The sequence below is a fragment of the Streptomyces sp. NPDC005808 genome (genome assembly GCF_042871385.1).
Lineage (GTDB): Bacteria > Actinomycetota > Actinomycetes > Streptomycetales > Streptomycetaceae > Streptomyces.
In genome coordinates this window covers 472,274-492,265 of sequence record NZ_JBIAIK010000002.1, presented here as the reverse complement: position 1 = coordinate 492,265, position 19,992 = coordinate 472,274, and the positions used below count along the sequence as shown (strand labels likewise).

At 70.7% G+C, this 19,992-nt stretch carries 19 protein-coding genes; 10 read left to right on the top strand and 9 right to left on the bottom strand.

Annotated elements, in window-relative coordinates; translation table 11 throughout:
- Positions 1-3: 3 nt before the first annotated feature.
- The 4 genes from gnd to ACFYPC_RS05720 all read left to right on the top strand — a co-directional run bounded on the left by gnd (position 4) and on the right by ACFYPC_RS05720 (position 4,394).
- Positions 4-882 (top strand): phosphogluconate dehydrogenase (NAD(+)-dependent, decarboxylating), encoded by an 879-nt coding sequence (gene gnd, locus ACFYPC_RS05735; protein ID WP_388671284.1) that lies wholly within the window; start codon positions 4-6, stop codon positions 880-882.
- Positions 883-887: 5 nt separating this feature from the next.
- Positions 888-1,496 (top strand): histidine phosphatase family protein, encoded by a 609-nt coding sequence (locus tag ACFYPC_RS05730; protein ID WP_388671281.1) that lies wholly within the window; start codon positions 888-890, stop codon positions 1,494-1,496.
- Between the two features lie 281 nt (positions 1,497-1,777).
- Positions 1,778-3,259 carry a catalase gene (locus tag ACFYPC_RS05725; RefSeq protein ID WP_388671278.1) on the top strand — a complete coding sequence of 494 codons (1,482 nt, stop codon included), beginning with the start codon at positions 1,778-1,780 and terminating at the stop codon, positions 3,257-3,259.
- 307 nt (positions 3,260-3,566) lie between these two features.
- Positions 3,567-4,394: an MIP/aquaporin family protein gene (locus ACFYPC_RS05720; RefSeq protein ID WP_388671275.1), complete on the top strand. Its 828-nt coding sequence runs from the start codon at positions 3,567-3,569 to the stop codon at positions 4,392-4,394.
- Between the two features lie 154 nt (positions 4,395-4,548).
- On the opposite strand, the gene ACFYPC_RS05715 is transcribed toward ACFYPC_RS05720, so the two are convergent.
- Positions 4,549-5,040: a nucleotidyltransferase domain-containing protein gene (locus ACFYPC_RS05715; RefSeq protein WP_388671272.1), complete on the bottom strand. Its 492-nt coding sequence runs from the start codon at positions 5,038-5,040 to the stop codon at positions 4,549-4,551.
- A 654-nt stretch (positions 5,041-5,694) separates the two neighbouring features.
- Between ACFYPC_RS05715 and ACFYPC_RS05710 the strand changes: the two genes are divergently transcribed.
- A complete protein-coding gene (locus tag ACFYPC_RS05710) occupies positions 5,695-7,044 on the top strand; it encodes a hypothetical protein (RefSeq protein ID WP_388671269.1) in 1,350 nt (449 codons plus the stop codon).
- On the opposite strand, the gene ACFYPC_RS05705 is transcribed toward ACFYPC_RS05710, so the two are convergent.
- Together ACFYPC_RS05705 and ACFYPC_RS05700 are read right to left on the bottom strand one after the other, a co-directional pair.
- Positions 7,035-9,149, bottom strand: coding sequence for a tetratricopeptide repeat protein (locus ACFYPC_RS05705; RefSeq protein WP_388671266.1), 2,115 nt, complete (start codon positions 9,147-9,149; stop codon positions 7,035-7,037). The two genes, ACFYPC_RS05710 and ACFYPC_RS05705, sit on opposite strands and share 10 nt — an antisense overlap.
- A 146-nt stretch (positions 9,150-9,295) precedes the next feature.
- On the bottom strand, positions 9,296-9,904 hold the full coding sequence (locus tag ACFYPC_RS05700; protein WP_388671264.1) for a TetR/AcrR family transcriptional regulator: 609 nt from the start codon (positions 9,902-9,904) through the stop codon (positions 9,296-9,298).
- 192 nt (positions 9,905-10,096) lie between these two features.
- Here ACFYPC_RS05700 and ACFYPC_RS05695 point away from each other — a divergent pair, with 192 nt between their 5' ends.
- A complete protein-coding gene (locus tag ACFYPC_RS05695) occupies positions 10,097-10,987 on the top strand; it encodes an NAD(P)-dependent oxidoreductase (RefSeq protein ID WP_388671261.1) in 891 nt (296 codons plus the stop codon).
- Here ACFYPC_RS05695 and ACFYPC_RS05690 read toward each other — a convergent pair.
- Positions 10,940-11,404, bottom strand: a complete 465-nt coding sequence (locus tag ACFYPC_RS05690; protein ID WP_388671258.1) for a PPOX class F420-dependent oxidoreductase — start codon at positions 11,402-11,404, stop codon at positions 10,940-10,942. The genes ACFYPC_RS05695 and ACFYPC_RS05690 overlap by 48 nt on opposite strands.
- Positions 11,405-11,501: 97 nt before the next feature.
- On the opposite strand from ACFYPC_RS05690, the gene ACFYPC_RS05685 reads away from it, so the two are divergent.
- The 3 genes from ACFYPC_RS05685 to ACFYPC_RS05675 are packed head-to-tail and all read left to right on the top strand — an operon-like array spanning position 11,502 to position 14,765.
- Entirely contained in the window at positions 11,502-12,086 is a 585-nt protein-coding gene (locus tag ACFYPC_RS05685; protein ID WP_388671255.1) for a TetR/AcrR family transcriptional regulator, read from the top strand.
- Positions 12,083-13,480, top strand: coding sequence for an MFS transporter (locus ACFYPC_RS05680; RefSeq protein ID WP_388671252.1), 1,398 nt, complete (start codon positions 12,083-12,085; stop codon positions 13,478-13,480). The genes ACFYPC_RS05685 and ACFYPC_RS05680 overlap by 4 nt, the downstream gene beginning before the upstream one ends.
- 58 nt (positions 13,481-13,538) lie before the next feature.
- Positions 13,539-14,765 carry a serine hydrolase domain-containing protein gene (locus tag ACFYPC_RS05675; RefSeq protein WP_388671249.1) on the top strand — a complete coding sequence of 409 codons (1,227 nt, stop codon included), beginning with the start codon at positions 13,539-13,541 and terminating at the stop codon, positions 14,763-14,765.
- Positions 14,766-14,771: 6 nt separating this feature from the next.
- On the opposite strand, the gene ACFYPC_RS05670 is transcribed toward ACFYPC_RS05675, so the two are convergent.
- Genes ACFYPC_RS05670 through ribA form a run of 5 tightly spaced genes read right to left on the bottom strand, consistent with a single transcriptional unit; the run spans position 14,772 to position 19,060 of the window.
- The gene (locus ACFYPC_RS05670) at positions 14,772-15,947 is read right to left on the bottom strand and encodes a saccharopine dehydrogenase family protein (RefSeq protein WP_388671246.1); all 1,176 of its coding nucleotides are present in this window, start codon (positions 15,945-15,947) and stop codon (positions 14,772-14,774) included.
- A gap of 28 nt (positions 15,948-15,975) precedes the next feature.
- Positions 15,976-17,007: a saccharopine dehydrogenase gene (locus ACFYPC_RS05665; protein ID WP_388671243.1), complete on the bottom strand. Its 1,032-nt coding sequence runs from the start codon at positions 17,005-17,007 to the stop codon at positions 15,976-15,978.
- Positions 17,004-18,149, bottom strand: a complete 1,146-nt coding sequence (locus ACFYPC_RS05660; RefSeq protein ID WP_388671240.1) for an NAD(P)/FAD-dependent oxidoreductase — start codon at positions 18,147-18,149, stop codon at positions 17,004-17,006. The genes ACFYPC_RS05665 and ACFYPC_RS05660 overlap by 4 nt, the downstream gene beginning before the upstream one ends.
- The gene (locus ACFYPC_RS05655; RefSeq protein WP_388671237.1) at positions 18,146-18,295 is read right to left on the bottom strand and encodes a hypothetical protein; all 150 of its coding nucleotides are present in this window, start codon (positions 18,293-18,295) and stop codon (positions 18,146-18,148) included. The genes ACFYPC_RS05660 and ACFYPC_RS05655 overlap by 4 nt, the downstream gene beginning before the upstream one ends.
- A gap of 3 nt (positions 18,296-18,298) precedes the next feature.
- Entirely contained in the window at positions 18,299-19,060 is a 762-nt protein-coding gene (ribA, locus tag ACFYPC_RS05650; protein WP_388671234.1) for a GTP cyclohydrolase II, read from the bottom strand.
- A gap of 38 nt (positions 19,061-19,098) precedes the next feature.
- Here ribA and ACFYPC_RS05645 point away from each other — a divergent pair, with 38 nt between their 5' ends.
- Positions 19,099-19,950 (top strand): creatininase family protein, encoded by an 852-nt coding sequence (locus ACFYPC_RS05645; RefSeq protein ID WP_388671231.1) that lies wholly within the window; start codon positions 19,099-19,101, stop codon positions 19,948-19,950.
- Positions 19,951-19,992: the final 42 nt, after the last annotated feature.

Genomic DNA, 19,992 nt, shown 5'->3' with positions numbered 1-19,992 from the left:
TACATGCAGCTCGGACTTATCGGCCTCGGCAAGATGGGCGGCAACATGCGCGAGCGGATCCGCCGCGCAGGCCACACCGTCGTCGGATACGACCGCAACCCGGACCTCGCCGATGTCCACAGCCTGGAAGAGCTTGTGAGCAAGCTCGAAGGCCCGCGGGTGGTGTGGGTGATGGTCCCGGCGGGCGCGGCGACGCAGTCCACCATCGACGAGCTGGCCGCGCTTCTGTCGCCCGATGACGTGGTCGTGGACGGCGGGAACTCCCGCTGGACGGACGACGAGAAGCACGCCGTCGAGCTCGGCATCAAGGGCATCGGCTTCGTCGACGCGGGCGTCTCGGGCGGCGTGTGGGGCCTGGACAACGGCTACGCACTGATGGTCGGCGGCGACGCCGGGAACATCGCGAAGGTCCAGCCGGTCTTCGACGCCCTCAAGCCCGAGGGCGACTTCGGCTTCGTCCACGCCGGCAAGGTCGGCGCGGGCCACTTCTCCAAGATGGTCCACAACGGCATCGAGTACGCCATGATGCAGGCCTACGCCGAGGGCTGGGAACTCCTGGAGAAGGTCGACTCCGTCACCGACGTACGCGAAGTCTTCCGCTCCTGGCAGGAAGGCACCGTCATCCGCTCCTGGCTGCTCGACCTCGCCGTCAACGCCCTCGACAGCGACGAGCACCTCGACAAGCTCCGCGGCTTCGCCGAGGACTCCGGCGAGGGCCGCTGGACCGTCGAGGCCGCCATCGACAACTCCGTCCCACTGCCCGCGATCACCGCCTCACTCTTCGCCCGCTTCGCCTCCCGCCAGGACGACTCACCACAGATGAAGATGGTCGCGGCACTGCGCAACCAGTTCGGCGGCCACGCCGTCGAGTCGGCGAAGTAACCGCCATGGGGGACCTGTTGCTGGTCCGCCACGGTGAAACCGAGTGGAGTGCGTCGGGCCGGCACACCAGCTGGACCGACCTGCCACTCACCCAGCACGGGGAGGAACAGGCCAAGTCCCTCGCCCCGCTGTTCGCCGACCGGACCTTCGCCCTCGCGGTCACCAGCCCGCTGGACCGCGCGATACGCACCGCGGAACTCGCCGGCTTGTACGGAGCCGTACCCGACCCCGATCTGCACGAGTGGGACTACGGCGCGTACGAAGGCGTCACGACCGTCGAGATTCACCGCACCCGGCCCGACTGGTACCTCTGGAACGACGGGGTCCCGCCCGGACCCGCGGGGCACCCCGGCGAGTCGCCGACGGAGGTGGGCATGCGCGCCGACCGCGTGCTGAAGCGCATCGGGTCGGCGCTGGACGGCGGTGACGTGGTCCTGGTCGCGCACGCCCATTTCCTACGGGTGCTCGCGGCTCGCTACCTGGAACTGCCGGCCGCGGACGGCCGTCTGTTCCAGCTCGCGACGGGGACGGTCAGCCGGCTCTCCACGGAGCACGGGCGTCCCGTGATCGCCGAGTGGAACGCCACCGCGGTCGCCTCGCCCGTCCGCCCGTGACCAGCACGGGGACCGGGACCGGGACCGGGACCGGGACGGAGACTGGTACGGAGACTGGTACGGAGACTGGGACTGGGACGGGACGACGCAGTCGTTGAGCAGGGGCCGGGCTCGATACGAGCCCGGCCCCTGCTTTTCCCCGGACCGCGCCCCGAATAATTGCCTTATGCATACTGTTTTTTGGTTTTTGTATGCATATGTCCTTTTTACTCTGGTAGGAGATCAAGCCTGGTCCGCATCAGGACCAGTGCACTCTCTCGACCGGATCATCGGAGGCCGACGTGACCACCGAACACCAAGTGCGTCCCACTCTCACCACCGAGGCGGGCGCACCCCTGGCGGACAACCAGAATACGGAGACGGCCGGACCTGGCGGCCCTGTGCTGCTCCAGGACCAGCAACTCTTCGAGAAGCTCGCGCACTTCAACCGTGAGCGGATCCCGGAGCGCATCGTGCACGCCCGTGGCGCCGCCGCGTACGGCACCTTCACGCTCACCCGTGACGTCTCGCAGTGGACCCGCGCGAAGTTCCTCTCCGAGGTCGGCAAACAGACCGAGACCTTCCTGCGTATGTCCACGGTCGCCGGCAACCTCGGCTCGGCGGACGCGGTGCGTGACCCGCGTGGTTTCGCGCTGAAGTTCTACACCGAGGAGGGCAACTACGACCTCGTCGGCAACAACACCCCGGTGTTCTTCATCAAGGACGCGAGCAAGTTCCCGGACTTCATCCACACGCAGAAGCGCGACCCGTACACGGGATCCCAAGAGGCCGACAGCATGTGGGACTTCTGGGGACTGTCGCCGGAGTCGACGCATCAGGTGCTGTGGCTGTTCGGCGACCGAGGGATCCCGGCGTCCTTCCGCCACATGAACGGCTACAGCTCGCACACGTACCAGTGGAACAACGAGGCCGGCGAGGTCTTCTGGGTCAAGTACCACTTCAAGACCGACCAGGGCATCAGGAACCTCACGGTGGAGGACGCCGCAGAGGTCGCCGGTCGGGATCCCGACTCCCACCAGCGCGACCTGCGCCGGTCGATCGAACGCGGCGAGTTCCCGTCCTGGACCGTGCAGGTGCAGATCATGCCGGCGGCCGAGGCCGCGCACTACCGCTTCAATCCCTTCGACCTCACCAAGGTGTGGCCGCACGCGGACTATCCGCCGATCGCCATCGGCAAGCTGGAGCTCAACCGCAACCCGGACAACGTCTTCGCCGAGGTCGAGCAGGCGATCTTCAGTCCGGCCCACTTCGTCGCGGGCATAGGCCCGTCCCCGGACAAGATGCTCCAGGGCCGTCTCTTCGCGTATGCGGACGCCCAGCGCTACCGCGTCGGTGTCAACGCCGACCACCTGCCGGTGAACCGCCCGCACGCCACCGATGCGCGGACCTACGGACGTGACGGCGCGCTGTACGACGGCCGCCACGGCGGCGCCAAGAACTACGAACCGAACAGCTTCGGCGGCCCGGTGCAGACCGACCGGCCACTGTGGTCGCCCACCACGGTCGACGGCTACACCGGCAATCACGAGGCTCCCTTGCACGCCGAGGACAACGACTTCGTACAGGCCGGCGATCTCTACCGACTGATGCCGGAGGACGCGAAGGATCGGCTGGTCACCAATCTCGCGACCGCCATCTCCGGTGTGTCCGCCGAGCGAGACGACATCGTCGACCGGGCGGTCGGCAACTTCGCCCACGCCGACGGCGATCTCGGCAGGCGACTGGAACTCGCAGTGAAGGAACTACGCGGCCGGCACAACTAGCCTTCCCGCAAGGCCCCTTGGACCGCAGCTTGCCGCAGGGCCCCTTGGACCTCAGCTTGCCGCAAGGCCCTCTGCTCCTCAGGCCGTGAAGCCCTCTGCTCCTACCGGGTCACTGGGCATCCGGTCACCCCGAGACGCCCCACCACGCCACCCTTCCGGCACTCGTCGTGATGCCCTGCGCCTCCCGCGACGGCTCCACGACGCCCTGTTGCCGCGAAGTCCACGGCTACGGCGCCCCCAGACCCGGCGATCACCCCGCCCGGCCAACGCGCAGCCCCTGCCCACCAGTCTCCCAAGGACGTGAATCATGGCTGTACATGTTGATTTCCTCCCCCGTTTCCACCTCAACGCCGACCGGACCGCGGCCCGAGCCGCCTCCCGCAGCGTCGTCGGCGCCTATCTGGGGGAGTTCACCGGGACCTTCATCCTGGTGTTCGCCATCACGGCGACCGCCACCTCGGCGGGCCTGGCCCAGTCCGTCGCCGGATCGGCCTACGGTTCGCTGGCCATCGTGCTGGTCAACGGGATCGCGCTGGCCGCGCTGGTCGGCGGTCTCGCCCATGTCTCCGGCGCGCACTTCAACCCGGCCGTGACGATCGCGATGGCCGTCGTGCGCAAGTTCTCATGGCGGCATGTCCCCGGCTACGTCGCGGCCCAGATGGCGGGTGGCATCGTCGCCGCCCTCGCCACGTGGGCCATCCGCGGTGACGCCGCGCGGACCGTCATGCACCTCGGCGCGACCAACCCGAAGCCGGGCGTGAGCGACGGGCGCGCGCTGCTGGTCGAGTTCCTGATCACCTTCGTCCTGGTCTTCGTCGTCAGCGCCGCCGCCACCGACAGGCGCTTCCCGGCCCCCGCCGCTCCTCTGGCCATCGGATTCGCCCTCGCCACCGCGGTCTTCATCGGAGGCCCGACCGACGGCGCGGCGGTCAACCCGGCCCGCGGCCTCGGCCCGATGATCGTGTCCGGTTCCTACGGCGGCTGGTGGGTGGACATCGTCGGCCCGGTACTCGGCGGGGTCGCCGCCGCCGTGCTGTACCAGGCGTTCGTCCGCAAGGGCCAGGTCCCCGTGATCGAGCAGGCGCCCCACGACGCGCGGGACCTGGCGTCCCACGCCCAGCACGCGGTCCGCTGACCGGTCGCCGCGGCGCGCTCAGGACCGCGCCGCGGCGCCGGGAAGCACCCGCAGCCGCACCGCCACCTGACACCGAGGTCCCGCCTGTCCATCCACGGCGGGGCCTCGGCACCATGAACGCCCGTCCCTCGCACCGCCGTTCCGCCCGCGTGTGTCAGAAGTGGGTGGTGATGCCGAAGGCCTGCCGGAGGCGGGCCATGTCGTGGCGGTCGTGGTCGGCGGGTTCGTAGCCCTGGTGGAAGGCGACCTGCTGCTCGGGCGACAGGCACGGGACCGTGGTGCCCAGCACCGTACCGGTGACGAAGCACGGGGCGGGGTAGAGGAACGGACGCCCGGGGTCGGGCGAGGCCTGCACGGCGGAGCCGTCCGCGGCGAAGACCAGCGGGTGCAGATCGATCTCTCGGCCGAGCGGGTCGGTGACCACAAATCGCACGGGGCGCCAGTCGAGCGTCTCGACGAATCCCATGGCCGCCAACGCCGCCACGACGGCCGGCTCCTGCTCCTGACGGTGCATCAGATCCAGATCGCGGTGCGGGCGTGACTGTTCACCGACCAGAGCATCGATGCCCCAACCGCCACCGATCCAGACCTCGGTATCCGCCTGCCGCAGCACAGCGAGAACGGACAGTACGTCGTCAGCCGTCATCACTCCCCGCACGTTAGCGGCGTTCACCGCACCGGGCGACCGCTTATCCCATCCGCCATCGAGTCCCCGCGCACGTTCGGGGACTCGGGCGCCCCCCCGGATTCCCGCAGGCCGTGCCGGCGCTCGCGTCGACTACCGTTGCCCGATCACATGAGTGGCGCCCGGCCGTGAGCTGGGCCGACGGGCGCGAGGGGCGGAGTGCGGGCGTGGGACGGGACGGGTGGATACGGGTGCCGGTCGGGGACGGCGCTGCCCGGTGGGCCACGCGCGGTAGTGCCCGCCGCGTCCTGTTCGTCGTGCACAACGTCACGTCCGCCACCCGGCTCCTGGACGTCCTCCCCCTGTTCCACGACGACTTCCGAGTGCAGTTGCTGGTGACGTGCACGGAGTCGTCCGCGTTCCGCTCTGGTATCAGCAGCCTGCTCGCCGACACCGCGGTGCCGGTGCTGCCCTGGGCGCAGGCGGTCGAGACTCCCGTATCCCTGGTGATCTCCGCGAGTTTCGGCGGCCAACTCCAGGGTTTTTCCGGCAAGTTGACCGTCTTGTCGCATGGCGTTGGTTATACTAAGAGGCTGGCGATACCGGATACCGGATACCGGATACCGGATACCGGACGCCGGACGCCGAGAGCCTGTGGCCTCGCCCGTGTTCGGCATGTCCCGCGAATGGCTGCTGGCCGAGGACGGGGAGCCGATCGCCGACGCGCTCGTGCTGTCGCATCCCGAGCAGTTGGAGCGGCTGCGCGTCGCCTGTCCCGAGGCGGCACCCACGGCCGTGCTCGCCGGTGATCCCTGCCTCGACCGCATGCTGGCCGCCCGGCCCTACCGCGACCGCTTCCGCCGCGCCCTCGGCATACGCACCGGCCAGCGCCTGATCCTGCTCAACTCCACCTGGAACCCCGAGTCGCTCTTCGGGGACGGCGGCGCAGATGACGTACTTCCCTCGCTGCTGCCCCGGCTGACCGCCGAGTTCCCGGCCGACGAGTACCGCCTCGCGGCCGTGCTCCACCCCAATATCTGGCACGGTCACGGCCCAGGCCAGATCCGTGCCTGGCTCGACCGGGCCAGGCGCGCCGGCCTGGCCCTCGTCGACCCGCTGGAGGGCTGGCGCCAGGCCCTGCTCGCGGCGGACGCCGTGATCGGCGACCACGGCTCGGTCACCTACTACGCGGCCGCGCTCGGCACGCCCGTACTCCTCGGCGCCGCACCCCTGGACGGCCTCGATCCGGACGCGCCCGTGTACGACTTCGTACGGGATGCTCCCCGTCTCGACGCGCGCGCTGCACTACGCCCCCAGGTCGAGTCGCTGCTCGCCGCCCACCACGCCCTGCCCGGTCCCGCCGAGTTCGCCAGCTCCGTGCCTGGCGAGTCCGCGGCCCGGCTACGGCGCCTCTTCTACGAGTTCATCGGCATCCCGGAACCTGCCGAGCGCGCGCTCCTCGAACCGCTCCCGCTTCCGCCGTACGAACCTCCGTCACGCGCCGCGCCGTTGCACGTCCTGACGCGGCTCCTCGGCTCGGGCGAGGTCTCGGTCGTCCGCCATGCCGGCCCCGGCAGCGAAACGGAGGGTGCCGGGGATGCGCACAGGGCCGTGCACGAGGACACCCGCGACCCCGGCCAACTCGCTCTCGCCGACGTCGTGTTCAGATACGGCGAGGCGGCCGATCCGCGGTTCGGCTCCCCGGCGGCGTGGACCCGGGAGGTGCTCGCCCGGCTCCCAGCGTGCGCGCTGGCCTGCTACGTCACCGGGCCCGGCGACTGCACCGTCGGCACCCGCGCCGGGGACCTGCTCCACCTCACCGGCGAGCCGTCCGAGGCGGACGCCGATCCGGCCGTGTACGCCTCCGCCCTGCACGCCTGGCTGGGCGCCGGCAGGTCGCTGGGCGAACTGGTCGCCCAGGGCATGACCGTACGCACCGGCCCGACCGTCCATCGCGTACGGATCTCTCTGCTGGCAGCTCGCGTTCCAGGCACTCCTGAAGGATCGCGTACAGATCATTGCTGAGCGCCCGCAGCACTGACGCACCGCTCGTGCAGCGCCCGTAGATGCGCGAGATGATAGGCCGCGTTCTCCTTCGCGAGCGCCGTGACCGCCTCGTCGATGAGCGACAGGGCGTCCGTGAACTCGCCGCCGTCCAGGCGGGTTTCGGCGAGGTCGGTGAGGGCGCGCGCCGTGTTGTACGCCTCGCCGCTCTCCCGGAAGAACCGCAGGGCACGCTCCAGTCGCTCCCGTGCCTCCTCGCGGCGGCCGAGGCCGCGCAGGGCGCGCCCCCGGTGGCGTTCCAACAGGGCGCGGGCGCGCGGCAGATCACCGGCGCCCTCGCCGTCGGGGCCGATGCCGTCGAGGATGCCGCCGGCCTCGTCGAAGGAGTCGTAGGCCTCCTGCCAGCGCCACTGGCGCAGTCGCAGCAGCCCGAGGATCTCGACGGCGGAGGCGTGGCCGCGCAGGTGTCCGGCGGCGTGTTCGTCGCGCGCCGCCGCGAGTGCCTCTGGTTCGGCCTCGTCCCAGCGGCGCAATTCGGTCAGGGTGTGGGCGAGCTGGACGTGCAGTGCTCCCGCCGTCCGGGTGCCGGGGAAGTGGGCCTCGGCCGTGCGCACGCCGATCCGCAGGGCGGGCAGGAGGAGGTCGTGGTGGCCCGCCTTGAGCTGGAGCGGCCACAGTGCCTGGCAGAGTCTCGCGACGGTGTCCCAGTCGTGGAACTCCTCGGCGGCGTGCACCGCTTGGACCAGGTTCCGTGATTCGGTGGCGAGCGCCGCCACGGCCTCGCCCCGGTCCGCGTACCGGAGCGGGGAGGTGCCGGACGGCACCCGCCAGCTCTCCGGGAGAGCCGCCTGGGCCGCCGCGACCGCGAGGTGCAGATAGCCCTCGACGGTGCGGGACACGGCGGCCGAGCAGGCGGCGATGCCGTCGGTGGCGGCCGCGGTGGCTTCGGCGTGCGCGCGGACGAGGGGGCGGTAGTGGTAGCGACCGGCGCCGGTGCGCTCCAGCAGCAGCGCGTCGGCGAGTTCCTCCAGGAGTGTGGCCGCCTCGGTCTCCTCGATGTCCGCCGTTCGTGCGGCCGCCGCGGCGTCGAAGGCGGGCCAGTCGTAGAGGCCGGTCAGCCGGTAGAGCCGGGCCGCTGCGGGGCGCAACAGACGGTAGGTGTCGTCGGCCGCGGCGCGCACCGGATCAGCGCAGGACAACGGCGGCTGAGCCGCCGGTAGTTCGGTGAGACGGGGGGCGGCGGCACGGAGGGCGTAGGGCGAGCCGCCGCAGCGTTCCAGTACGGCGGGCAGCGCGGCCTTGGCCGCGGCGACCGCGGGTTTGCCGGCCAGGTCGGTGAGCAGCCGTACCGCGTCCCGCCGGGCCAGCGGGCCGACCTGGACCGGCAGGGCGTCGATGCCGGTGAACGGACGGCGGGTGACGACGACCGTGAACACGCCGGGCGCGGGGGCCAGCAGGGGCCGGATCTGCGCGGCGGACTGGGCGTGGTCGAGCACGAGCAGCAGGCGCCGGTCGGCGATGTGCCGTCGGAAACGGTCGACGCGGTCGTCCGCGGAGAGCGGTATCTCCTCGTCGGGCAGGCCGAGTTGGCGCAGCAGCGAGCTCAGGAGGGCCCCGGCGTCGGTCGCGCCGGGGCCGCGCAGATCGGCGTAGAGCTGTCCGTCCGGGAAGCGGTCCGCCCGGCGCCAGCCCCAGTGCACGGCCAGCGTGCTGGTGCCCATGCCCTCCCGGCCGTGCAGCAGCGCCACCCGGGGGCTTCCGTCGAAGGAACGCGCCGCCTCCTTGTCGAGGAGCTTCATTGCTTCCTGGCGGTCCGTGAAGAACCTCGTGGAGGGCGGAAGACGGGGGTGTGCGGGTCGCGGACCGATTCCGGACGTCGGTAAGGCCTGGGCGAACAGCGCCCAGGTGCGGGCGAGTTGCTGGTCGGTCTGGAGCCGCTCATGCACCAGCCGCGCTACTTCGGTGAGTTGATCGGCGCTCGTCGGTGCCGTGACCTCCCGGCCCACGATCCGGCGCACCAGTCCCCCGGTCGACTCCCAGGCCCACCTGCCCGCTTCGTTGGCCATTCCCGAGCCGACGGTTCCGAGGACCGCCGTGACGGCCGCCAACGAGATGGGATCCAGCATGCCCGTACTCCCCCGCTTCCGACGCCTCCGCCCAGCTGGGCGCCCTACGCCTCACACCCGTGTCGGGTTCGACCCTACGCGGCAGACGAAGTGTCGCGACGCCACAACCAGCCCTTTCAGCGGCCCAGTTGACCAACACCCACCCTTTACTCCGGCAGCACTTGGTTCGTCGTCCGCGCCCCGTCCAGCAGCGGGCCCAGCTCCCTGGCCACGGTCGTCAGGGCACGTACGTCCCGCTCGGTCCTGGCGATGAGCAACGCACCCTCCAACGCGCTGATCATGACCGTGGCGAGCGGTTCGGCCCGGTCACGCGGTACGCCCAGGTCCGTCAACGCCTCCGCCACCGAGCCGTTCCAGCGGGCGAACGCGGCGGTGGCAGCGACCCGGGTGGACTCGACGGACTCCGCGCAGTCCACGGTGGCCGCCGCGACGGGGCAGCCCGAGGTGCACCCGGCCGTCCGGAACTCCTCGGTCCACTGCCGCACCATCGCCGCGAACAGACCACTCGGCGTCGGCTCCGGCAGCTCGCCGAGGAAGCGGGTGACGCGCTTGCCCGCATAGCGCCCCGCCCAGTCCACGGCCTCGTTGACCAACTGCTCCTTGCCGCCAGGGAAGTAGTGCTGGAGCGAGCCGCGCGGCGCCCCCGCATGCGCGGCGACCTCTCGCATACCGGTCGCCGCGACCCCGTCGCGCCGGATGAGCTGCGCCGCGCTGAACACCATCCGCTCACGCGGCCCGTGCCCGGAACCCGCCATCGTCGGCCTCCCGCTCTGTCTGCCCTTCGCACGCTCACGCGTACCGCTTCCACTATGACAGCTGTCATAGATCCAGCTACTATGACGACTGTCATGGGCAGCGGTGGGGGCCGGCCCGGCGCGCACGCCGGGCAGAGACGGTGGTGCGGCGTGTACGTGGGTTTCATCGGCCTCGGAACCATGGGACAGCCCATGGCGCTCAATCTGGCCCGGGCGGGCACCCCTCTCGTCGTCTGGAACCGCACCGCCGCCAGAGCGGAGCCACTGCGCGCGGCCGGCGCCGTGGTCGCCTCCCGTCCCGCCGAGGTCTTCGAGCGGGCACGTGTCGTGTTCCTGATGCTGGCGGACGGACCCGCGATCGACGCCGCCCTCGGACGCGGCACCCCGGACTTCGCCACTCGTATCGCCGGACGCACCCTCGTCCACATGGGCACGACATCACCGGAGTACTCACGCGAGTTGGAGGCCGAGATCCGCGCGGTGGGCGGCCGGTACGCCGAGGCCCCCGTCTCCGGCTCGCGGGGGCCCGCCGAGGCAGGGCAGCTCGTGGCGATGCTCGCCGGTGACCCCGCGGTCGCCGAGGAGGTACGCCCGCTGCTCGGACCGATGTGTCAGGAGACGTTCGACTGCGGTCTCGTACCGAACGCCCTGCTGATGAAGCTCTCGGTGAATCTGTTCCTGATCACCCTGGTGACCGGTCTCAGCGAGGCGTTCCACTTCGCCGACCGCCAGGGCCTGGACCGGAATCTCTTCCTGGAGGTGCTGGGCGCGGGACCGATGGCCAGCGCCGTCTCCCGGATGAAGGCCCCGAAGCTGCTGGAGCGCGACTTCGCCGTACAGGCCGCCGCTCACAACGTCCTGATCAACAACGAGCTGATCGCCGAGGCCGCCAGGAAGTCCGGCCTGGCCTCCCCGCTCCTCGACGTCTGCCACGCCCTCTTCGCGGAGACCGTGGCAATGGGACACGGCGGGTCCGACATGGCGGCCGTTCTCCACGCGATCGAGGCCCGCACCGACGCCGTGAGCGGGGAGGGTTCAGCGTCCGCGGGGGATGCCGTACGCGCGCTCCACGTGGAGCCGTAGGACGAGGCGGCGGTCGCGGACCATGGCGGCGCGGTAGTCGTCCCAGTCGGGGTGCTCGCCCTGGACGTCCCGGTAGAGCCGGATGAGTTCCTCGACGGTCTCGTCGTGCGGGTCGCTCGCGACGGGCGTCAGCTCGGCGACGCCCTCCGCGACCGTGTACGCCCAGCGGTCCTCGCTGGTCACGTGGTAGGAGGCCCGCGGATCCCGGCGCAGATTTCGGGTCTTGGCCCGGTCGTCCGTGAGCGAGACCCGGACGATCCGCTCGTCGGGATAGTAGGCGTGGGTGACGTTCGACAGCTGGGGCCGGCCGTCCCTCTTGAGGGTGACGAGTACCCCGCCCTTGTACTCGGAGAGCAGCGTGAGCAGTGCGTCCTGCTTCGGATCCTGTGTCGCGTCCTGAGTCGCGTCCTGAGTCATGCCCTGATCAACGCTTCGTTCGGCGCGGGGCATTCCTCGTCGACACCGCCTCCCAAAACCGTAGACAGTGTCTACCGAGTCCTGGTAGACACTGTCTATGACCAGCGAGGAAGAGGCAGGGCTGCGTGCCCGCCTGATCGAGGCCGGTGTGGACCTGGTGACCAGGGAAGGGGCGCAGGCCCTGTCGCTGCGGGAGATCGCCCGGCGGGCCGGGGTTTCCCACGGAGCTCCGCGCCGCTATTTCCCCACCCACCTGGAGTTGCTGTCGGCGATCGCCCGCCGGGGCTTCACCGACCTCGGAGCCCGGGCGGCGGAGTCGGTCGCCGGCAGCGAGGCATCGTCTCCCCGTGCTCAGCTCACGACGCTGGGGCGGGTCTACCTGGACTTCGCACTGACCAACCGCGGAATGTACGAGCTGATGTTCCGTCACGATCTGCTGGCCAGCAATCGGTTGGGGCTCCGCGAGACGAGCCTTCCCCTGTTCGGCGCCCTGGTGGACCTGGTCGGCCAGGTGCATCCCGAGGCCGACGCCCCTGTCGTCGCGGGCGCGTTGTGGGCGAACCTGCACGGGATCGCCCAGCTGTGGAGCTTCGGCAGCCTCCAACTCGCCAGCGGCGCGGAGGACTTCGTACCTCTGCTGCATGCGGCGCTGGACGCGCACCTCGGACCCGGCCCTCGATGAACTCGCGTCGTCGTCGGCTCACACTCGCGAGCAGTGTCACCGGTGCCGTGATCGTCGCCCTGGACGGCACCGTGCTCACCGTCGCGCAGCCCACCCTGCAACGCGATCTGCACGCCACGTTCGCGCAGGTCCAGTGGACCAGCACCGGTTATCTCATCGCGGTGGCGAGCCTGTTGGTGTTCGCGGGCCGGCTCGGCGACCGGTACGGGCACCAACAGGTCTTCGCCGTGGGGATCCTGGGCTTCGGCGCCGCATCGGCGGGGATCGGGTGCGCGCCCGGCATCGGCTGGGTGATCGGACTGCGGGTCGCGCAGGGCGTGTTCGGCGCGCTGCTGCAACCCGCCACCCTGGGGATGCTGCGCGCCGCGTATCCCGCCGACCGGCTCGGGATGCCGATCGCACTGCGCACCAGTGCCATCGGTCTCGCGGCCGCAGCCGGCCCGGTGATCGGCGGAGCCCTGGTCACCACCCTCGGCTGGCGCGCCGTCTTCTTCCTGAACGTCGTGCCAGCGCTGGTCATGGGCCTGTCGGCGCTTGCCGTGCGGGCCCCGGCGCGGGACCGGGCCGCCTCGGGCGGGCTCGACGTGGCCGGCGCCTGCCTGCTCGCGCTCGCCCTGGTGAGTCTCGTACACACGCTGGTCGGGATACCGGAGACCGGCTGGACGACCGCCTCCACCCTCGGGCTGCTGGTCGTCATGGCCGCGGGAGCCGCGTTCGTACGTCACGAACGGCGCACCGCGAGCCCGCTGGTGTCCCCCGACCTGCTCGGCTCCCCCGTCGTCGGTGCGGCGCTCGGCATTCTGGTGGCCGCCTCGGCGGCGATGCTGGGCTCACTCTTCGCCGGTAGTTACTACCTTCAGGAAGTTCTGGACCTGGACCCCTTTCAGACCAGCCTGCGGGCGCTGCCCGGAGCCGTGATGATGGTGCTGGGCGCGCCGGTCGCGGCCGTCCTGCTGCGCCGACTGGGTGCGCGCCGCACGACGCTGGCCGGGATGACCGCCCTGACCGCCGGGGTCCTCGTGCTGTCCCGGCTGGGGCGGACCTCGACCGCCGTGCCGATCGGCAGCGGATTCCTGCTGCTGGGCGCCGGTTTCGCGACCGTGATGGTCACCGCGACGGCGGTCCTCGTGCGGCGGGCCTCGGCGGAGTCGGCAGGCGTGGCGGGCGGGCTCCAGCAGACGGCGATGAATGTGGGGCCCACGCTGGGTATCGGGGCGGCGAGCGTGCTGATGGCCCTCACGACCGGAGTCACCATCGGCCCACCGCTGACGGCGCTCGCGGCCGTTTCCGTGCTCGGAGCGCTGCTCGCGCTGAGGCTACCGGGGGCCGCGGGGACGACGGGGCCCGTTGGCAAGGAGTCCTTCAACAAGTGCGGGGCAGACGACGGTTCATGAAGCCGTAGGGGACCATGAAGCGAGTTGGTCCAAGAGCCGCAGCCCGGAGGAGAGTCAAATGGGACATCTGCGACAGGAAGTCGAGCCGCCCGAGGCCGGCCTCGACCCGAAGGCGCTGGCCCGTCTCGATCAGCACTTCGCCCACCTGGTCGACGACGGAAGACTTCCCGGGTACCTGGTGTCCGTGTCCCGGCACGGCCGCATCGCCCACCTCACCACCTACGGCTGCCGCGACCGCGAGGCCGGACTCCCTGTGGAGACCGACACCGTGTGGCGGATGTACTCGATGACCAAGCCGGTCACCTCGGTCGCCGCGCTGATGCTCCTCGAAGAGGGCCGCCTCCGGCTCGACGACCTGGTCGCCGACTTCCTCCCGTCCTTCGCCGACCCCCAGGTGTACGTCGACGGATCCGGCCCCGGCACCAAGACCCGTCCGGCCGCGCAACCGATCCTGATCAGGCACCTGCTGACCCAGACATCGGGCCTGACCTTCGGCTTCTACCACTCGCATCCCGTCGACGCGCTGTACCGGGAGGCCGGCCTGGAGTCGTCGGTGCTACCCGGCGCGGATCTGGCCGAGACCTGCGAGGCGTACGCCCGGCTGCCGCTCCAGTTCGAGCCGGGCACGCAGTGGAACTACTCGGTCGCCACCAATGTCCTCAGCCGCGTCATCGAGGTGGCCTCCGGCCAGGACCTCGACGCGTTCCTGGCCGAGCGGATCTTCGCGCCACTCGGTATGGAGGACGCCGGGTTCTTCGTCACGGACGAGCAGGAGGGCCGGCTCGCCGAGTTGTACGGGGAGACCGACAAGGGCGGGATCACGCCGATCGTCGGGCTGCCCCTGCGCGGCCGCCCCCGCTGCGTGTCCGGGAGCGGCGGCATGGTGGCCACCGCCCACGACTACCACCGCTTCATGGAGCTGCTCCGCCTGCGCGGTGAACTGGACGGCACCCGCCTGCTGAAACCGGAGACGGTGGACCTGATGGTGGCCAACCACCTTCCCGGCAACGCCGACCGCCGCACCTTCGGCAGCCCCGTCCACCGGGAACCCGGCAATGCGGGCCTCGGCTTCGGACTCGGCGTCTCCGTGGTGGTGGATCCGGAGATCACCCTGTCGCCGGCCGGCCAGGGCGCGTACGGCTGGAGCGGCGTGGCCGGTACGACCTTCTGGGTCGACCCGGCCAACGACGTGACCGTGCAGTTCCTGACCCAGGTCCGCCCCACCTCCTCCCACTCGATCTTCCGGGAGCTGAAGCGGCTGGTGCAGGAGGCGGTGCTGGACTGAGCGCACTCACCCCGCGCGACCTGCTCGCCCGGCTCGCAAGGTGAAGTCCACTCCGTCCCGGGCGAGTTCGGCCAGCCACTCCTCGGACCGCTCCGCCGTCTCGGCGGCCCGGCCGAGGCCCGGCGGGAGCGTGCCGTCGAGGATGTGGCGGACACCGAGGGCCAGCGTGCGCGAGACGCAGCGGGCCATGGCGCTCTCGTCGGCGGTGCCTTCCAGGTCGAGGAGGTAGCGCCCCGACCAGGCCTCCCCCGGACCCGGACCGCCGCGTACCTCCAGCGAAACGGCGAGGACCACCCGGTCGCGGTCGGCCTCGGTGGTCGGGTAGGCCGTCGCCAACTCCTGTGCGAGAGCGGCGATGCGCCGGTCGTCGCCCGTCTTCAGCTCCTCGAAGACGGCGTCCCAGGCGCGCAGCCAGCCGTCGAGGCGGAGGGTGCCGCGCACGAAGGTGGCAGGTTTCCAGGCCTCCGGCAGCCCGTACTGGTCGAGGAAGGGGACGCTGTCGCGGTTGGGATAGACCTCGAAGGTCTCGCCGTCGATCTCGTGGGGGCGGGTCGCCTCCCAGGGGCGGACGGCCGTCGTCACCGCACCGTCCTCGACGTATCGGGCGGGCGAGCGCAGGGCGCTCAGCACCCCCGTCGGCGCCCAGCTGAAGCGGTACCTGAAGTCGTTGGGCACGGCCGGGATGCCGCCGCAGTACGAGGTGAGGCTGTACGAGGCGGCTGTCTCGGCGCCGATCGCCTGCCGGGCGCGGGCGATCAGGCTGTGCGCGAAGAGGTGGTCGATGCCCGGGTCGAGCCCGCACTCCGTCAGCACCACGACACCCGCCCGCTCTGCCGCCGGCACCTGCTCCAGGACCGCGTCCGACACATAGCTGGAGCAGGCGAAGTGGGCGCCGCGTGCGACGCAGGCGGCGAGCAGCAGGGCGTGTTCGGGCGCGGGCAGCATGGAGACGACGACGTCTCCGGGGGCGAGTTCGGCGGTGAGCGCGGGGAGCGTGTAGGCGCGTGGCTCGGCGCGCCCGGTCAGACCCCGGGCGGCCAGGCTCCGTTCGGCACGCTCCTCGGTGCGGTGCCACAGTCGTACGCGGGCGGCGGCGTCGCAGATCGCGGCGAGACCGCTTCCGGTGGACAGGCCCGCACCGATCCAGTGGACCGTGCCGCTCGCGACCGTCGTCTCAGACATCGCCGAACTCCCCATCTCTTGTACCTCGTCAGCCGATTTCGCTGCCGGCGGCTTGGTGGAACCGGTCGAGACCGCGCCCCCATGCCCCGCCCGTCTCGAAGTCCAGGAGCAGCGGCAGCAGCGCCGCGGAGAAGTCGACGCTCGCCTCGCGCGGCAGCAGCGAGGGCAGATTGTCGATGGCGATCAGATCGAGGGCGGGCCGCTCACGCAGTCGCCGGACGGGATCCGTCCAGTCCGTGGTGGTGTCGTAGACCGGCAGGACGTTCATGGGCGAGCCGACATCACAGGTGACATCGCACAGCGTGCGCAGCCGGCGGCCGGGTTCGTCGAGGTCCTTGTCGGTGAGAAAGGGCGGGACCGGCCGGGTGGTCAGCACGGTGTTGACCATCAACTCGTGTGCCAGCAGGGCGGGTCGGTCCAGGTCCCGGGTCTCTTCGAGGTCCCAGCAGGTGGGCTCGACCCCGGCCGTCTCCAGCGCGACCCGCGCGCCGCGGCCGCTACGGCCCAGGGCGCCGATCACCAGCGCCTTCAACTCCGAGCCGTCCGGAGCCAGTTCCGCGTCCAGTTCCTCCTTGGAGGTGGGCCGCAGCGGGGTGCGGAGTCTGCCCCTGTGGTGCAGTACGGCCAGGGCGGCGCCCAGATATCCGGCCCAGTAGCCGAAGGCGGCGAGCCTGCGCCCCTGGTCGTCCACCAGGTATTCGAGGTCGAGCAGGGCCCCGCCACCCGCGCGGAACCTGCGCAGCAGGGCCTCGGCTCCGGGCTGCTGCTTGTAGGCGTGCCCGAAGAAGACATGGCGATGCGTCAACGCGGCTGGCTCGTCGGGGAGTTCCTTGAGTCCGAGGACGACCGCGTCCGGCGGCGCCGAGACCCAGGATCCGGTCTCGGCGACACGGCAGCCGGCCTCCTCGTACGCCTCGATGGGGAAGACCCGCTGCGGTGACTGCTCGACGGTGAGCGTCACGCCGCTTTCGACGAGTCGTCGGGCGTCCGCGGGCACGATCGGCGTGCGCCGTTCGGTCGTACGGGTCTCGTGGCGGAGCCACAGATGGAGGGCGTTCATACGCAGTTGATCTCCGGGCGCAGGGCGTCGGCGGCGAAGCGTTCGGCGCTGAGGGGGCTGATGTCGACGAAGGGTACGCGGCCCAGGTACAGGTCGCGGACCACCTCGCCGACCGCCGGTCCCTGCAGGAATCCGTGGCCGGAGAACCCCGTCGCGTACAGGAAGCGCGCGCACGAATCCGCCTCGCCGATCAGCGCGTTGTGGTCCGGTGTCATCTCGTACAGGCCTGCCCAGCCGCCCGTACGGCGCAGGTCGAGCAGGGCGGGGGCGCGTCGCTCCATGGCCTCGCCCAGGCGTGGGATCCAGCGGTCGTGCGTTTCGGTGGCGAAGCCGGGGGTCTCGTCGGGGTCGGACATGCCGAGCAGGAGACCGGGGCCCTCGGTGTGGAAGTAGAGGCTGGTGGTGAAGTCGATGGTCATGGGGAGGTCGGGCGGCAGCCCCGGGACGGGTTCGGTGACGGCGATCTGCCGGCGCAGCGGCTCCACCGGCAGGTCCACGCCCGCCATCGCGCCGACGGTCCGCGACCAGGCGCCGGCCGCGCAGACCACCGTGTCGGTCGCGATCCGGCCCCGGCTCGTGACCACCGCGGTGATCTCGTCACCGCGCAGTTCGATGCCGGTGACCTCGCAGTGCCGCAACACGGTCGCGCCGTGCCGGCGGGCCCCGGCGGCGTAGCCCTGGACCACGGACTCGGGCGTGCAGTGCCCGTCGTCCGGTGAGAAGGCCGCCGCGAGCAGGCCGTCGGCGGTGATCAGGGGCGAGAGTCGGCGCGCCTCGGCCGGGTCGATCATGCGGCTGGGCACGCCGAGGGAGTTCTGCAGCCGTACGCCGGCCTCGAAGGACGCGACTTCCTCGGGTGTGGAGAGCAGGAACAGATAGCCGACCCGGTGCAGTCCGATGTCCTGGCCCGGCTCCTCTCGGAAGCGGCCGAAGGCCTCCAGACTCCGGGCGCCGAGCTGGATGTTGAGCTCGTCGGAGAACTGCGCCCGGATCCCGCCCGCGGCCCGCGAGGTCGACCCGGAGGCCAGTTCGTCGCGCTCGACGAGCACCACGTCGGATACGCCTGCACGCGCCAGGTGGTAGGCGATGCTCGCGCCCATCACCCCGCCGCCGATGACGACGACCCGCGCTGTCCGGTTCACCGGCACAACTCCTTCGCACGGGCCGCGTGTATGACGGCCCAGGCCGCGGCGGCGTCCTGGATACCGAGCCCGACGCTGTTGCGGAAGACGATGTCGTCGGGGTGGCTGCGGCCGGTGGCCTCCTCGACGGCGGCGTCTTCTCTCATGCCTCAGTGATAGCCGTCTTTGCCGATCCGCAAAAGGTCGCGGTCGACCAAGTGACCGCCGTTCAGCGGTGTCCCGCCCAGGTGGACGCCGTCCAGGTGCGGGAGGTGGTGGTCCATGCGCTCGCGCTTGGTCAGCAGGTAACTGAGGTTCTCCTCGCACGGCGGAATCAGCAGGGGCACCTGCTCGGCGACCCTGATGCCGTGGCGCAGCAGCGCCTCGCGCTTACGCGGGTTGTTCGACATCAGTCGTACGGACCGCACGCCGAGGTCGTGCAGGATCTCCGCCGCCACCCGGTAGTCGCGGGCGTCCACCGGCAGGCCCTGAGCGAGGTTCGCCTCTACGGTGTCCATGCCCTCCGACTGGAGCTGCATCGCCCTGAGCTTGGCGAGCAGGCCTATGCCCCGGCCCTCGTGGCCCCGGAGGTAGACGAGGATGCCGCGCCCCTCCGCCACGATGGCGCGCAGCGCGGCGGCGAGCTGATCGCCGCATTCGCAGTGCATGGACCCGAAGGCGTCCCCGGTCAGGCACTCCGAATGCAGTCGGGTGAGTGTGTCCCCTTCCGCCTCCCCTTCACCTTCGCTTTCGCCTTCACCGATGCCGGCCAAGTCCCCGTACACCAGGGCAACTTGTTCCTCTCCCCGGTCATGGTCGAGGTAACCGACGGCGTGGAAAGCACCGTACACGGTGGGCAATGGGGCAATCACGACGCGTTCGACACCTGTGCGCTGGGCATTCCCGCCGAGTACTCCAAAGTTATCTGTCATGATCTGATTCCTAAGCAGAGTCGAAAGGCCGTGAAAACATGAGTGGTTCGGGAACGCGCTCGACGGTATCCGGTCTGTTGCCGGTTGACACCACGGAGGACGTACGGGCGCGGGGAGCGGGTGTGTCACGGCAGGTCGCCGTGCTTCCCGTCGGCAGCTTCGAACAGCACGGTGCGTTCCTGCCGCTCGCGACGGACACACTGGTCGCGTGTGCGATCGCGCGGGAGATCGCGGCCACGTATCCGGTCCATCTCCTTCCTCCGGTGACGATGTCCTGCTCGCACGAGCACGCCGCCTGGCCGGGGACCGTCAGCATCTCTTCCGTCACACTCCACGCGGTGGTCAGGGACATCGCCGACTCGCTCCGCCGGTCGGGCGTCGACACCCTGGTGCTGGTCAACGGACACGGCGGAAACTACGTACTGGGCAATGTGGTTCAGGAATCCGCGGGCAGCGGTACGCGCATGGCGCTTTTCCCGGCCATGGAGGACTGGGAAACCGCGAGGGAGCGGGCCGGAGTAGAGACTTCGCTGCTCAGTGATATGCACGCGGGGGAAATCGAGACCTCCATTCTTCTGCACACCCATCCGGAATTGGTCAGGCCCGGATATGAGACCTCCGATTTCCTCGCGGACGATCGCCGGCACCTGCTCACTCTCGGCATGTCGGCCTATACCGAGTCCGGTGTCATCGGCCGGCCCTCGATGGCCGGCGCAGGGAAGGGGAAGGAGCTGCTGGCCGCGCTGACCGAGGCGTTCGGGGCGTACTTCTCCCTGGTCACTTCGGCGAAGCTGCCCTTGGACGACGAAAACGCGGGGACCGGGACCGGGACCACGGAGACCGGTACCACGGAGACCGGGACTTCGGCTGTCGTCGATCGTCGGCATTGATCGTGCCCTCCTGCGCTCTCCTCCCGGGGGCGCCGTAGCGAC

Coding starts and splice junctions, on each gene's coding strand:
- gnd (WP_388671284.1), top strand. CDS start 4: ATGCAGCTCGGACTTATCGGCCTCGGCAAGATGGGCGGCAACATGCGC.
- ACFYPC_RS05730 (WP_388671281.1), top strand. CDS start 888: ATGGGGGACCTGTTGCTGGTCCGCCACGGTGAAACCGAGTGGAGTGCG.
- ACFYPC_RS05720 (WP_388671275.1), top strand. CDS start 3,567: ATGGCTGTACATGTTGATTTCCTCCCCCGTTTCCACCTCAACGCCGAC.
- ACFYPC_RS05715 (WP_388671272.1), bottom strand. CDS start 5,040: ATGACGGCTGACGACGTACTGTCCGTTCTCGCTGTGCTGCGGCAGGCG.
- ACFYPC_RS05710 (WP_388671269.1), top strand. CDS start 5,695: ATGTCCCGCGAATGGCTGCTGGCCGAGGACGGGGAGCCGATCGCCGAC.
- ACFYPC_RS05705 (WP_388671266.1), bottom strand. CDS start 9,149: ATGCTGGATCCCATCTCGTTGGCGGCCGTCACGGCGGTCCTCGGAACC.
- ACFYPC_RS05700 (WP_388671264.1), bottom strand. CDS start 9,904: ATGGCGGGTTCCGGGCACGGGCCGCGTGAGCGGATGGTGTTCAGCGCG.
- ACFYPC_RS05695 (WP_388671261.1), top strand. CDS start 10,097: ATGGCGCTCAATCTGGCCCGGGCGGGCACCCCTCTCGTCGTCTGGAAC.
- ACFYPC_RS05690 (WP_388671258.1), bottom strand. CDS start 11,404: ATGACTCAGGACGCGACTCAGGACGCGACACAGGATCCGAAGCAGGAC.
- ACFYPC_RS05685 (WP_388671255.1), top strand. CDS start 11,502: ATGACCAGCGAGGAAGAGGCAGGGCTGCGTGCCCGCCTGATCGAGGCC.
- ACFYPC_RS05680 (WP_388671252.1), top strand. CDS start 12,083: ATGAACTCGCGTCGTCGTCGGCTCACACTCGCGAGCAGTGTCACCGGT.
- ACFYPC_RS05675 (WP_388671249.1), top strand. CDS start 13,539: ATGGGACATCTGCGACAGGAAGTCGAGCCGCCCGAGGCCGGCCTCGAC.
- ACFYPC_RS05670 (WP_388671246.1), bottom strand. CDS start 15,947: ATGTCTGAGACGACGGTCGCGAGCGGCACGGTCCACTGGATCGGTGCG.
- ACFYPC_RS05665 (WP_388671243.1), bottom strand. CDS start 17,007: ATGAACGCCCTCCATCTGTGGCTCCGCCACGAGACCCGTACGACCGAA.
- ACFYPC_RS05655 (WP_388671237.1), bottom strand. CDS start 18,295: ATGAGAGAAGACGCCGCCGTCGAGGAGGCCACCGGCCGCAGCCACCCC.
- ribA (WP_388671234.1), bottom strand. CDS start 19,060: ATGACAGATAACTTTGGAGTACTCGGCGGGAATGCCCAGCGCACAGGT.
- ACFYPC_RS05645 (WP_388671231.1), top strand. CDS start 19,099: ATGAGTGGTTCGGGAACGCGCTCGACGGTATCCGGTCTGTTGCCGGTT.